This is a genomic window from Bradyrhizobium sp. CCGB20 (assembly GCF_024199855.1).
In the GTDB taxonomy this organism is placed as follows: domain Bacteria; phylum Pseudomonadota; class Alphaproteobacteria; order Rhizobiales; family Xanthobacteraceae; genus Bradyrhizobium.
This window is the reverse complement of sequence record NZ_JANADN010000001.1, coordinates 4625272-4638380: the sequence shown is the minus strand read 5'-3', so window position 1 is coordinate 4638380 and position 13109 is coordinate 4625272. Positions and strand designations below refer to the sequence as shown.

Sequence of the window (13109 nt, the reverse complement as noted above, 5' to 3'; positions counted from 1 at the left end):
CGCAGAACGCTTCCAGGCAAGAGCTCGCCCCATTGCTCCTGTAAAACCCGGCTCACGTCAGCAGAGCGCGGGCGCCGTTTGTCCCTGATTGTCCCACGCTCGCAACATGCCGAGGAGACATGCCATGAAGATCGTCGTGATCGGCGGGACCGGATTGATCGGATCCAAGCTCGTGACGAAGCTGAAGCAACACGGCCATGAGGCCGTGGCGGCCTCGCCGAAATCAGGCGTGAACGCCGTGACCGGGGAAGGCCTCGCTGCGGCGCTGGCTGGCGCGGACGTCGTCGTCGACGTTGCCAACGCGCCGTCCTGGGAGCCTGCCGCCGTCCTCGATTTCTTCCAGCGTTCAAGCAAGAACCTCGTTGCGACGGAGGCCGCTGCCGCCGTGAAGCATCACGTCGCGCTGTCGATCGTGGGGACCGAACGGTCGCCCGACAACTCCTATTTTCGCGCCAAGCTCGCCCAGGAGACCATCATCAAGTCCTCTTCGGTGCCCTATTCGATCGTGCGCGCCACCCAGTTCTTTGAATTCCTCGGCGCCATTGCCGACACGGCTGTGGTCGAAGGAAAGGTCGTCGTCCCTTCCGCACTGTTTCAGCCGATCGCCGCCGAAGACGTTGCTGATCGCCTCGCGGAGGTCGCAATGGGCCGGCCGCTCAACGGTACGATCGACATCGCAGGACCTGAGAAGGCGCCCTTCAATGAATTCATCGCGCGCCGCCTGAAGGCATCCGGCGACGCCCGGCCGGTGGTCGGAGACCCGAAGGCGCCCTATTACGGCGCGCCTATCGACGACACATCGCTGAACCCGCTCGGCGAGGCGCGGCTCGGGAAAATCCCGCTCGCAACATGGCTCGCGAATCTCTGAGGCTCGGAGCACTCCCGCATCACCAAGGCCACGGCAATGAAGGAAATCCCATGCGCAGATTGATGATCGCAATTGCGGTCTGTACCGCATCTGTCCTGACGGCCCATGCAGCCGAGCCGGCAGCACCACAGGCAAAAGTGTCGATCGTGTTCGACCAGCCGCTGCCGAATGTCCCGGGCAAGAGCATGAAGGGCGTGCTGGTCGAGTATGGCCCCGGCGGCTCCTCGCCGGCCCACATGCACCCGCGCTCCGCCTTCATCTATGCGACGATCCTGGAAGGAGCGATCCGCAGTCAGGTCAATGACGAGCCCGCCAAGGTCTATCACAAGGGAGAGAACTTCTTCGAACGCCCCGGCGACCGCCATTCTGTCAGCGCCAACGCCAGCGACACCGAGCCCGCGAAACTGCTGGCCGTCTTCGTGGTCGATACGGCCGACAAGGACCTGGTCACGCCGATCGCGAAGTAGCAGACGCAATTGCCTCGCAGATGACGCGACGAACTGCCAGATCAGGGCAGGACGGCACGTGTGCCGCCCGGCTATCGGCAGCCTGTCCGCCGGGCTTGGCCAAGGCCCGGCCGTCATCTCCGGCCGGAAAGAACCGTTGAGCTAGATCAACCTTCATTCCCGGCCGTCACGGCAGCTTCGATGCGCTCTCGCAGGGGACGGCGCATGAATCTACTGCTCAAGGAAATCCGGCACACCCCCTTGCTCTGGCTTCTGGTCTTCGTGCCGCTGGTGATCGCGCTCGAGCGGATGATGCCGCACGCCCACACGCTGCTGTTCGTGCTGGCCGTCATTGCCATCATTCCACTGGCAAGCCTGCTCAGCCATGCAACGGAGGCCATCGCCGAGAAGACAGGGGATGCGGTCGGCGGACTTCTGAATGCGACGCTTGGAAATTTGACCGAGCTCATTATCGCGATCGCCGCCCTCCAGGCCGGTGAATACATGCTGGTGAAGGCCTCCATCGCGGGCGCCATCGTCACCAACTCGCTGTTCATGCTCGGCGCATGCCTGCTGCTGGGCGGGCTCCGATATCCGACACAGGAGTACAACCGGGCGGGTGGCCGGCTCTATTCCGCACTGCTGCTGATGGCGACCATCGCCCTGCTCTCGCCCTCCGCCATCGCAGACCTCGACTTCGCCGGCAAGGAAACCGCGGTGCAACGATTGAGCGCCGCCCTGGCGATCCTGTTGATTGCGGCCTACGGCCTCAGCCTGCTGTTCTCACTGAAGACACACAAGGAGCTGTTCGCCAGCAGCGATCACGGCGAAACGCCCGGGCCGGTGCTGCCCATCGGGATAGCCATTCCAACCCTGCTCGTCGTGACCGTGCTCGTTGCACTCGTGAGCGAGATTTTCGTGGAATCGGTGCAAAAGGCCGCTGAGACGCTGGGCATGAGCCCGGCCTTTGTCGGCTTCGTCGTCGTCGCGTTGGTCGGCGCAGCGGCCGAAATGGCGGTGGCGTTCTCCGCGGCACGTCGCAACCGGCTCGACCTGAGCGTCAGTATCGCGCTTGGAAGTGCGTCCCAGATTGCCCTGTTCGTTGCGCCCGTCCTCGTGCTGCTGAGCTACCTCGTCGGACCGCACCCCATGGATCTGCAGTTCTGGCGTGGTGCGGTGACGATGGTGATGATTGCGACCGTGGTGACATGCTTCGTCACCAACAGCGGCCGATCGGCGTGGTTTATCGGCGCCCTCCTGCTTTTCATCTACGCGATTTTCGCGATGACCCTCTACATGATCCCGCCGGGCTCGCACGGCCCGGTCTAGATCGCGCAGCGGCGATAGCGAGATCCGGCGACGCGCCCAGAATTCACACCGGCGGCAATATGTCAGCGTCGTTGAGCCGCCATCTCCGCGGCCAACAGTAGCGCGGCGCGGCTTGCGCCGGTGGACGCGATCCCCTGCCCCGCGATGTCGTAGGCGGTGCCGTGGGCGGGCGTGCAGATCGGGAATGGAAAGCCGCCGAGCAGGGTCACACCGCGATCGAAGCCCATCAGCTTCATCGCGATCTGACCCTGGTCATGATACATCGTCAGCACTGCATCGAAGGCGCCGCCCTTGGCGCGCAGGAACACGGTGTCGGCGGGAAACGGCCCCTCCGCGGCAATACCCTCACGCTGGCCGGCTGCGACCACCGGGGCAATGATGTCGATCTCTTCGCGGCCGAAATTACCGCCATCGCCGGCGTGCGGATTGAGCCCGGCGACCGCGATGCGCGGCCGCTCAAAACCTGCGTTGCGCATGCAGGAATCCGTCAGCTTGAGCGCGCGATGGATGCGCTCGCTGGACAGGTTTGCTGCGACATCCTTCAGCGGAATGTGCGAGGTGACCCGTGCGTTCCAGAGCCGGTCGAGCACGTTGAACTCACTTGCCGGTGTCTTGAGCCCGACGACTTCGGCCGAGAATGCGATCTCGTCGTCATACTCGGCGCGGGCCAGCCGCATCGCCTGCTTGTTGAAGGGCGTGAAACAGACGGCGTCGGCGCGGCCGTCGCGGCCGAGTTCGAGTGCGTGCCGGTAATTGGCCAGCGCGAATTTTCCGCCGGCAAGGGTCGCGGTCTTCGGCTCGACCTCCTTAGGGTCGAGATGGCCGAGTTCGACGAACAGCGCATCTCCCTTCGCTGCCCGAAGGTCGGCGCCCTGCTCCACCATGGCGAGGTCCGGCTTGACACCAGCGACGCGCGCGCCCTCGTCGAAGATGCGGCGGTCGCCGATCACGACGATCCGGCTGCGGGCACGGACCTCGTCCAGCGCCACGATCTTCGCCGTCAGCTCCGGGCTGATCCCGGCGGGGTCTCCCATTGCCAGTGCAACGAGCGGCTTTGCGGTCATATGGTCACCTTCTGCCGAGTTGTCTCTTGGGTTGTCGTCTCATCGGTGGACGGCGCGGGCTTGCGCAGCCCGCGCGCAAGCTGCAGCACAAGCGGAAGCAGCAACAGCGCGATTCCACCCACCACCAGGCACGTCACCAGCTTGTTCGCAAAAAAGATCCCCAACGATCCCTTGGATATCAACATCGACTGCCGGAACGCATCCTCGGCCTTGTCGCCGATGACGATCGCGAGCACGAGCGGCGCCAGCGGATAAAACAGCTTCTTGAAGAGATAACCGACGATCCCGAAGCCGAGCATCATGACCACGTCGAGATAGGAGTTCGACACCGAATAGGCGCCGACGACGCAGATGATCACGATCAGCGGCGCGATGACGACGAAAGGAATCCGCATCAATGCGGCGAAGACCGGAACGGTCAGCAGCACCAGCGCGACGGCGACGATATTGCCGACATACATCGAGGCAATCAGGCCCCACACGAAATCCTTTTGGTCGACGAACAGCATCGGCCCGGGATTGAGGCCCCAGATCATCAGCCCGCCCATCATCACGGCCGCGGTCGCCGAGCCGGGTATGCCGAGCGAAAGCATCGGCAGCAGGGCACTGGTGCCGGCGGCATGATCGGCCGTCTCCGGCGAGATGATGCCTTCGACCTCGCCGGTGCCGAAATATCGGCCGCGGCGCGAGAAACGGCGGGCGATGCCATAGCTCATGAAGGAGGCCGCGGTCGGACCGCCCGGTGTGATCCCCATCCAGCATCCGATCGCCGCGCTGCGCAGCAGCGCAACGCTGTGCCGCGGCAGGCGGCCCACCGCGCGGAACACCTCGCGCCAGTCGATCTTCGAGGACACCGCGCGGGCATGAAACTCCTCCTCGACCGCGACCAGGAGCTCGCCGATGCCGAACAGGCCCATCACCGCGACGACGAAGTTCACGCCCTTGACCAGCTCGTCCACGCCCATGGTGAGACGGACGCTGCCGGACACCGTGTCGATGCCGATGGCGGCGATCGCAAAGCCGATGGCCAGCGCCACCACGGTCTTGATCGGCGCCGAGCCACCCATGCCGACGAAGCTCGCAAAGGCCAGGAAATAGACCGCAAAATATTCCGCCGGCCCGAAGGCGAGAGCGACCTGAGCCACCCAGGACGCGAGGAAAGTGATCAGGATGACGCCGACCAGCGCGCCGAACGCCGCCGAGCCGAAGGCGGTGGCGAGCGCCGTCGTCGGCCGGCCGTCGCGCGCCATCGGATAACCATCGAAGGTGGTCGCGACGGACGACGGCTCGCCGGGAATGTTGAACAGGATCGAGGTGACCGAGCCGCCGAACAGCGCGCCCCAATACATGCTGGAGAGCAGGATGATCGCCGACACCGGCTGCATGCCGAAGGTCAGCGGCAGCAACAGCGACACGCCGTTCGGCGCCCCCAGCCCCGGCAGCACGCCGACGAGGATCCCGAGCAGCACGCCGACCGCCATCAGGGCCAGATGCGGCACCGTGACCGCGATGGTGAAGCCGTGCAGGAGCTCCTGGAGATTATCCATCGACCTCTCCGTCAGAAGCCGAAGGCAGCGGCCAGCGCACCATGCGGCAGGCTCACCTGAAACATGCGCTCGAACACGACGTAGAGCGCGAGCGCCGTCGCCGCCGCCATGGCCAGCGCACGCGGCACGGATTGATGCCGGGGGATTGCCAGCACCGCGAAGACATAGAGGCCCGAGGCGAGATACATCCCCAGCAGCGGAATCGCGGCGACGAAGATCGCAGCCGGCACGAACAGGCCGGCAAGCCGGCGCAGCTCGATCGGCGTGATCGCGATCGGAACATTTGCCAGCGTCGCGGCCGGCAACACGCCCCGCACCAGATTGGCGAGGCTCCCGAGCACGATGATGATTCCGGTCAGGAACGGAAAGGTGCCGGCATCGACGCCGTTGCTCGACCAGCCGATGCCGTTGTCGAGGCTGGAGACGACGACGACCACACCAAAGCTGCCGGTGAGGACGGCGGTCGCGAGTTCAAGAGCGCGGCGCGATATCATGGGGAGCTCCTGGTGGCGAGAGACAACAGGACGTCATTGAACGCAGCGGTCGCGCCTCATTTGACCAGCCAGCCCTGCTCGCCCGCGACCTGCCTGACGTGCTCGAGGTCCTCCTTGATGAACTTGTCGAACTCGGCGCCGGTCAGGAACGTGTCGACCTGCGAGGTCTTCTCGATGTAGTCCTTCCACTCCGGCGTCGCCTGCACCTTCTTCATCAGGTCGACATAGAACGCCGCCTGGTCCGGGGTGACCTTGCCGGGCAGCCACACCGTGCGCGGCTGCTCGTATTGCTTGATGTCGAGACCTTGCTCGACGCAGGTCGGAACGTCGCCCCAGCCTTCGGTCGCCGTGACCTTGGCGCCCTGCGCCAGCCGCTTGGGGCTGAAAACGCAAAGCGGCCGCTGCGTTCCGCCGCGCCATTGGCCGAGGCTCTCGCTGGGATTGTTGACGTGGGAATCGAGGTGTCCGCCGGCGAGCTGCACCGCGGTCTCCGCGCCGCTCTTGAAGGGGATGTAGGTCAGTTTGACCTTGCCCGCCTTCTCGATCATGCGGGTCAGCACCTCGTCGGTGTCCTTGGACTGGGCGCCGCCCATCTTGAACTCGCCCGATGCGGCCGCCTTCAGATAGTCCCCCGCCGTCTTGAAAGGAGAGTCCTGCTTGACCCAGAGCAGGAACTCGTCCTGCGCCATCGCTGCGATCGGGGTGAGATCGGTGTAGTTGAAGGCGACCTTGGAGACGAGCGGCTGCTGCCAGGCGTTCGACGTGCCGAAGATCACCTTGTAGGGATCGCCCGCGGAGGCCTTGCCGTAGACATAGCCCTCGGCGCCGCTGCCGCCGCCCTTGTTGACCACGACGATCGGCTGTTCCGTCAGCTTGTGCTTGGTGATGATGTTCTGCACGGCGCGGGCGAGGTTGTCGGTGCCGCCGCCCGGTCCCGCGGTCGCCACGAACTCGATCGGCTTCTGTGGCTGCCAGGCGCTGAGTGCTGGAACCGTGCCGGCGAGCACGGAAGCGGCCGCGGAAAGCAGGAATGTTGACGTCCGACCCATGATTTCCTCCAGATGATCTTGTTCTGTTGTTCTTGTTGGTCGTATCGACGTCCGGTCAGGCGACGCGTTCCTCGCGCCTCCCTGATGCCAGGACGATCGCGCCTTCTTTTTCGAGCGCTTCGATCTGCTTCTGGTCGAACCCGTGCTCGGCCAGCACCTCGCTGGTGTGCTCACCGTAGACCGGCGCGCCTGACAGCACTTTGCCTGGGGTCTCCGAAAACTTGACGGGAAGCCCGATCGTCTTCACGGCGCCGAGCGTAGAATGCTCGACCTCAACCACCATCTCGCGCGCCAGTGTCTGCGGATCGCTCAAGGCCTCCAGCATGTCGTGCACGGGTCCGCACGGCACGCCCTTCTCGTCCAGCGCCGCGAGCCAGTGCGCGCGCGACCGGGTGCGGAAGCGCTCGCTCAGGACGGCTTCGAGTTCCTTCAGATGCGCCATGCGGTCGGCCCCGGTGACGAAGCGCGGATCGGCGGCGAGCTCGCTCGCGCCGAGCGCCTCCAGCATCAACAGCCAGTGCTTCTTGTTGGCGCCGCCGACCACGAGCCAGCCGTCGGAGGCTTCGAAGGCCTGATAGGGCGCGTTGAGCGGATGGGCCGAGCCCATCGCGCGCGGCGCGGTGCCCGCGGCCAGCGCGATGGTGGACTGCCAATAGGTCTGCACCAGCGCCGCCTCATAGAGCGACGTCTCGACCCACTGCCCCTCGCCGGTCTTGAGACGGTGCGTATAGGCGGCGAGGATACCCATGCTCGCGAGCAGGCCGGCGGTGATGTCGGACAGCGGTGGACCGCACTTGACCGGCGGACCATCGGGACGTTCGCCCGTAAAACTCATGATGCCGCTCATGGCCTGCGCGACCAGATCGAAGCCGCGGCGGTGCTTGTAGGGACCGGTACGGCCGAAGCCCGACAGCGAGCAGTAGATCAGGGTCGGGTGCTGCTTGTGCAGCTCCTCGTAGCCGAAGCCCAGGCGTTCCATGGCCCCTGGCGCAAAATTCTCGACCAGCACGTCGGCATCAGCGATCAGCCGCCGCAGCACCTGCTTGCCGCCGTCGGTCTTCAGATCCAGCACGATGCCGCGCTTGTTGCGGTTCATCATCAGGAAGGACGCCGCCTCCTCGCCGATCTTCGGCGGCACCGAGTGACGGGTGTCGTCGCCGTTCGGCGATTTCTCGATCTTGATGACGTCGGCGCCCATGTCGGCGAGCATCAGGGTGCAGGTCGGCCCGGCCATGACGTGGGTGAGATCGACGACCTTGAGGCCGGCGAGCGGGCCCTTGCGGGGAGACCTGGATTGGAAACGATCGCTTTGCATCGGCCCGTCCTATTGGCCGCGCCATTGCGGCGCGCGCTTGTTGAGGAAAGCATCGAGCCCTTCGCGAAAATCCTGGCTCGTGTAGCACATCAGGATGAGGTCTTCCCCCTCGTCCCGCGTCAGCCGCCGTTGCAGGCGGGCCACCGCCTGCTTGGTCGCGGTCAGGGTCAGCGGAGCGTGGCCGGCGAGCAGCCGGGCGACCTCCTCGGCGCGCCGGTCAAGCGCCGCAAGATCCTCGACGACCTCGCCGAGCAGCCCGACGCTTGCGGCCTCCGCCGCATCGATGAGACGCGCGGTGAAGATCAGGTCCTTGACGCGCGCGGCGCCAATGAGCGCGGTGAGCCGGCTGACATTGGACATCGACAGGCAATTGCCGAGCGTCCGGGCGATCGGAAATCCGAGTTTCGCGCTTCGGGTGCCGATGCGCAGGTCGCAGGCCGCGGCGATGCCCGCCCCGCCGCCGGTGCAGAACCCGTTGATCGCCGCGATGGTCGGCACCCGGCACTGCTCCAGCGTCGTGAGCACGCGATCAATCCGGTTCTCGTAGTCGATGGCGTCCTGCGGCGTCTTGAATTCGCGGAACTGGTTGATGTCGGTGCCCGAGGCGAACGCCTTGTCGCCGGCGCCGCGCAGTACCAGGACCTTGATGGAACGATCGCCATTGGCCTCTTCGCAGATTGCCGCGAGCCGCTCGTACATGGCGAACGTGAAGGCATTGCGGGCCTGCGGGCGGTTGAAAGTGATCCGCCCGATGCCGTCATTGCATTCAAAAACGAGGTCTTCCGCCTCCATGGCCTGGTCCATTTCCTCATGTCCTCTTGTTTTCTGCATTTTTGAATGCAAAAATTCAGATATTCAAGCTATAATTTCCGTCGATGTACCTATTTCTTCTTTTTTGAATGCAAAATAGAGATTGATCCCATGCTTCATGAGGAGGTCGTCGGCCGCATCCGCACCATCCTGCTCGACGGCGAAATCCCGCCGGGCGCGCGAATTCCCGAGCGCGAGCTGTGCGATCGGCTCCAGATCTCGCGCACGCCGCTGCGCGAGGCGCTCAAGGTGCTCGCCGCCGAGGGGCTGGTGCAGCTCCTGCCTCATCGCGGCTCACGCGCGGCAAAACTGACCGACCAGGACATGCGCGACCTGTTCGAGGTCTGCCAGGGTCTCGAGGCGCTCGCCGGCGAGCTCGCTTGCGAACGCATCACCGACGCCGAGATCGATGCGATCGCCGCCGCGCATGCGGACATGGTGCAGCATTATCGCGAGGGCGACCTGATCCAGTACTACCGCGGCAACCGCGCCATCCACGAAGCCATCGTCACCGCCGCCGGAAACCCCGCGCTGGCCGGGCTCTACGCCTCCGTGACCGCGCGCATCCGCCGCGCGCGCTATGTCACGCCGATGACGCCGCAGCGCTGGGCGCTCGCCGTGAAGGAGCACGAGGCGATCCTGAACGCGCTCCAGCGGCGCGACGGCGCCGGCCTCTCCCACATCCTGCGTGCGCATCTCCGCCACAAGCGCGAAGAGGTCCTGCAGGCGGGCTTTGCCGAAACGGAAGGACACGACCTCGCGCTGCGGATCGCCTGAGAGGCGATCGCCCGGCGCGCATGCGTTCGACCCATGCCGCTTCTGGCCTTCGCGCCGCTTCGCTGCAATAACGGCCTCGAAGATCGATGATAAGATCACGAGGCCGCAATGAACAAACCGCTGCCCTCAGACCCTGTCGCGCGGGCGACCTCCGACAGCACCGGAAGCGCGCCGCAAGGCGGCTTTGCCGATCTCGTTCCCGAACTCGGCGTTTCCAGCATTCAAGCCAGCCTGTCGTTCTGGCGCGACGTGCTCGGCTTCGAGGTCGCGTATGACCGCCCCGATGCGCGATTTGCGTATCTCGTCAGGGGGCGTCTGCAGGTCATGCTCTGCGAATTGAACGGCCGCTGGGAGACGGCCGAGATGCAGCGTCCGTTCGGACGCGGCGTCAACTTCCAGATGGTCGTCGACCTCATCGATCCCATGCTGAACGCCCTCGGCCATGCGAAATGGCCGCTCTACGAGCAGCCGAACGAAGCCTGGTACCGGGTCGGCGACCTCGAGTGCGGCCAGCGTGAATTCCTGGTCCAGGATCCGGACGGCTACCTGATACGCTTCGTCGAACGCCTGGGTACGCGCGCGCCATCGTGAGTTAAAAAGATTCGTGCCGTCCTGCGGCATCGCGCGCCCAGCAGACACAATCGCGACACAATCATTGATTGCATTGCCGCAGCGCCCCCAGCATCCCGTTGCTGGCCTCGGGCCGACCATGACGCGCGACACGATCGCGCAACCAAAAAAGAAAAAGTGGAGGAAACGAATGACACTCAATGTCTCACGTCGATCCCTGCTCACACTTGGCGCAGGCCTTGGCGCCAGCGCAATGCTCGGCAGCAGCGCGATGGCGCGCGCTCCCAAGCTTGGTACCCAGACCCCCTACTGGCACCGCTTCGTTCTCGGCGACGCCGAAGTCACCATCGTGTCCGACGGACCGCTGCCGCTCGGCGATCCCTCCGGCACTTTCACCGGCGTCCCCAAGGAAGACGTGAAGAAGATGCTCGCCGACAATTTCCTGTCGCCGGACAATGTCGTGCTCGAGCAGAACTCGCCGATCGTGAACACGGGCGACAAGCTCATCCTGTTCGATACCGGCATGGGAAGCTCCAAGATGTTCGGCGCGACAACCGGCCGGCAGCAGAAGAGCATGACCGAGGCCGGCATCAAGCCGGCGGACATCGATGCCGTGGTCTGCTCGCATGCCCATATCGACCACATCGGGGGCATCGTGGACGACGGCGGCAAGCCGCTGTTTCCGAACGCGCAGATCTACATCTCCCAGACCGATTTCGATTTCTGGACCGATGAGGGCAAGCTCGGCAGCGCGGCCAAGGATTTCGTGGTTCACGCCCGCAAGAACCTGCTGCCGGTCCGCGACCGCATCGTGTTCTTCAAGGACGGCCAGGAATTCCTGCCCGGCGTGCAGGCGATCGCGGCGCCCGGTCATACCGTCGGCCACACCATCTTCCTGGTCTCGTCGGCCGGCAAATCCTTTGCCTTCCTCGGCGACCTCTCGCACCATTCCGTACTGCTGCTGGAACGGCCGCGGATGGAATTCTCCTACGACACCGACCCGAAACAGGCGGCCGAGTCGCGCGTGAAGCTGCTCACGATGCTTGCGGCCAACAAGACGCCGGTGATGTCCTATCACTTCGCCTGGCCGGGCTACGGCCATGTCGCCAAGGCCGGTGAGGGCTTCCATTACTATCCCGAACCGATGCAGATGACGTTGTAGACCGTCAAGGTCGTTCGCGAGATCAGGTCCGGGCGGCGCGAGTCGCTCGGTCCCTTCGCCGATCGAGAAACACGCGCACCGATTTCTGTTTTTTCTAATATCTAACAATCCGATTGTAACAACTCATATTATTCGTTTGTCAAAACCGTTCTCCTGCGTAGCCTGATTACGCGCGATCGCCGGCTGCCCGAAAAGGCCGCCGCCAAAATGGCGATGCTGGGGAGGATTGGGATGACGACGACGCTCGACGCATCGGGACTGCCTGCACGTTCGCTGCTGCCCTTCCTCGATCGCGAGCACACGATCGCAAGGCCAGGCTACAGCCGATGGATGGTGCCGCCCGCGGCGCTCTGCGTCCATCTGTGCATCGGACAGGCCTACGCCTTCAGCGTCTTCAACCTGCCGATGACCAAGCTGATCGGCATCACGCAATCGGCGCCCGGCGATTGGAAGCTCACCGAGCTCGGCTGGATCTTCTCGATCGCGATGGTCTTCCTGGGCCTGTCGGCCGCGGTGTTCGGACGCTGGGTCGAGGAAGGCGGCCCGCGCAAGGCGATGTTCACCGCCGGCGTCGCCTGGGCGAGCGCGTTCCTGATCTCGGCGCTCGGCGTTTACCTGCACAATCTCTGGATCATCTATCTCGGCTACGGCGTGATCGGCGGCTGCGCGCTCGGCATCGGCTATATCTCGCCGGTCTCGACGCTGATGAAATGGTTTCCCGACCGGCCGGGCATGGCGACGGGCATGGCCATCATGGGCTTTGGCGGCGGCGCGCTGATCGCCTCCCCCTTCTCCGTCTGGCTGATGAGCAGATTTGCGAGCACGAGCGATGTCGGCGTGCTCGGCGCCTTCATCACGCTGGGCTGTGTCTATTTCGTCTTCATGATGGTGGGCTCGGCCATCGTCCGCGTGCCGGCGCCGGGCTGGAAGCCGGAGGGTTACGTGCCGCCGGCAGCCGCCACCAAGCTGATGACGAAAAACGACGTGTTCGTCTATCAGGCGATCAAGACGCCGCAGTTCTGGCTGATCTGGATCGTGCTGTTCTGCAACACAACGGCCGGCATCGGCGTGCTCGGCCAAGCTTCGGCGATGAGCCAGGAGATGTTCCCCGGGCACATCACCGCGATCGCGGCCGCCGGTCTCGTCGGCCTGATGAGCCTGTTCAACATGGGTGGACGCTTCAGCTGGGCTTCGCTGTCCGACTTCATCGGACGCAAGAACACCTATTTCGTCTACATGGTGCTCGGCATCGCGCTTTACGTGACGGTGCCTTACGCCGGCGCGAGCGGTAATGTCGTGCTCTTCGTGCTGTGCTTCCTGATCATCGTCAGCATGTATGGCGGCGGCTTCTCCACTGTGCCGGCCTATCTGCGCGACATGTTCGGCACCCGCTATGTCGGGGCCATCCACGGCATCCTGCTCACGGCGTGGTCGATGGCCGGCATCGCCGGTCCCGTGCTGATCAACTACATCAGGGAATACAACGTCACGCACGGCGTGCCGAAGGCGCAGGCCTACAACACCACCATGTACATCATGGCCGGACTGCTCGTGGTCGGCTTCCTCGCCAACCTCTGCGTCCGTGCCGTCGACAAACGTCATCACATGCAGGACGAGGACAATTCAGGTCTCGAGCCGGCGCGTGCTGCCTGACGTTCGAACGAACACAAGGAGGCGA

13 protein-coding genes are annotated in these 13109 nt (G+C 64.5%); 7 read left to right on the top strand and 6 right to left on the bottom strand.

Annotated features, from left to right (window positions below; translation table 11 throughout):
- Positions 1–124: 124 nt before the first annotated feature.
- From NLM15_RS21395 to cax, 3 genes are all read left to right on the top strand, one after another.
- Positions 125–868, top strand: coding sequence for an SDR family oxidoreductase (locus tag NLM15_RS21395; protein ID WP_254119143.1), 744 nt, complete (start codon positions 125–127; stop codon positions 866–868).
- Positions 869–918: 50 nt separating this feature from the next.
- Entirely contained in the window at positions 919–1335 is a 417-nt protein-coding gene (locus tag NLM15_RS21390; RefSeq protein ID WP_254119142.1) for a cupin domain-containing protein, read from the top strand.
- 204 nt (positions 1336–1539) lie between these two features.
- Positions 1540–2643, top strand: coding sequence for a calcium/proton exchanger (cax, locus tag NLM15_RS21385; RefSeq protein WP_254124311.1), 1104 nt, complete (start codon positions 1540–1542; stop codon positions 2641–2643).
- 62 nt (positions 2644–2705) lie between these two features.
- Here the strand turns inward: cax and NLM15_RS21380 are convergent, their stop codons facing one another.
- From NLM15_RS21380 to NLM15_RS21355, 6 genes are read right to left on the bottom strand one after another with little or no spacing between them, the layout of a single operon-like run.
- Complete coding sequence (locus tag NLM15_RS21380; RefSeq protein ID WP_254119140.1) at positions 2706–3707, bottom strand: 4-hydroxythreonine-4-phosphate dehydrogenase PdxA; 1002 nt, start codon at positions 3705–3707, stop codon at positions 2706–2708.
- Positions 3704–5254 (bottom strand): tripartite tricarboxylate transporter permease, encoded by a 1551-nt coding sequence (locus NLM15_RS21375; protein ID WP_254119138.1) that lies wholly within the window; start codon positions 5252–5254, stop codon positions 3704–3706. Before NLM15_RS21375 ends, NLM15_RS21380 begins: the two co-directional genes overlap by 4 nt.
- An 11-nt stretch (positions 5255–5265) precedes the next feature.
- The gene (locus NLM15_RS21370) at positions 5266–5748 is read right to left on the bottom strand and encodes a tripartite tricarboxylate transporter TctB family protein (RefSeq protein ID WP_254119136.1); all 483 of its coding nucleotides are present in this window, start codon (positions 5746–5748) and stop codon (positions 5266–5268) included.
- Positions 5749–5804: 56 nt separating this feature from the next.
- Complete coding sequence (locus NLM15_RS21365; RefSeq protein ID WP_254119134.1) at positions 5805–6797, bottom strand: tripartite tricarboxylate transporter substrate binding protein; 993 nt, start codon at positions 6795–6797, stop codon at positions 5805–5807.
- A 55-nt stretch (positions 6798–6852) separates the two neighbouring features.
- Positions 6853–8112, bottom strand: a complete 1260-nt coding sequence (locus NLM15_RS21360) for a CaiB/BaiF CoA-transferase family protein (protein ID WP_254119132.1) — start codon at positions 8110–8112, stop codon at positions 6853–6855.
- Between the two features lie 9 nt (positions 8113–8121).
- On the bottom strand, positions 8122–8916 hold the full coding sequence (locus tag NLM15_RS21355) for an enoyl-CoA hydratase/isomerase family protein (RefSeq protein ID WP_254119130.1): 795 nt from the start codon (positions 8914–8916) through the stop codon (positions 8122–8124).
- Positions 8917–9033: 117 nt separating this feature from the next.
- On the opposite strand from NLM15_RS21355, the gene NLM15_RS21350 reads away from it, so the two are divergent.
- The 4 genes from NLM15_RS21350 (at position 9034) to NLM15_RS21335 (ending at position 13084) form a co-directional block, all read left to right on the top strand.
- The gene (locus tag NLM15_RS21350) at positions 9034–9699 is read left to right on the top strand and encodes a GntR family transcriptional regulator (protein ID WP_254119128.1); all 666 of its coding nucleotides are present in this window, start codon (positions 9034–9036) and stop codon (positions 9697–9699) included.
- Between the two features lie 108 nt (positions 9700–9807).
- Complete coding sequence (locus NLM15_RS21345) at positions 9808–10290, top strand: VOC family protein (protein WP_254119127.1); 483 nt, start codon at positions 9808–9810, stop codon at positions 10288–10290.
- A 169-nt stretch (positions 10291–10459) separates the two neighbouring features.
- Positions 10460–11431: an MBL fold metallo-hydrolase gene (locus NLM15_RS21340; RefSeq protein WP_254119125.1), complete on the top strand. Its 972-nt coding sequence runs from the start codon at positions 10460–10462 to the stop codon at positions 11429–11431.
- 231 nt (positions 11432–11662) lie between these two features.
- Positions 11663–13084, top strand: coding sequence for an OFA family MFS transporter (locus NLM15_RS21335; RefSeq protein ID WP_254119123.1), 1422 nt, complete (start codon positions 11663–11665; stop codon positions 13082–13084).
- The last annotated feature ends 25 nt before the right edge of the window (positions 13085–13109 follow it).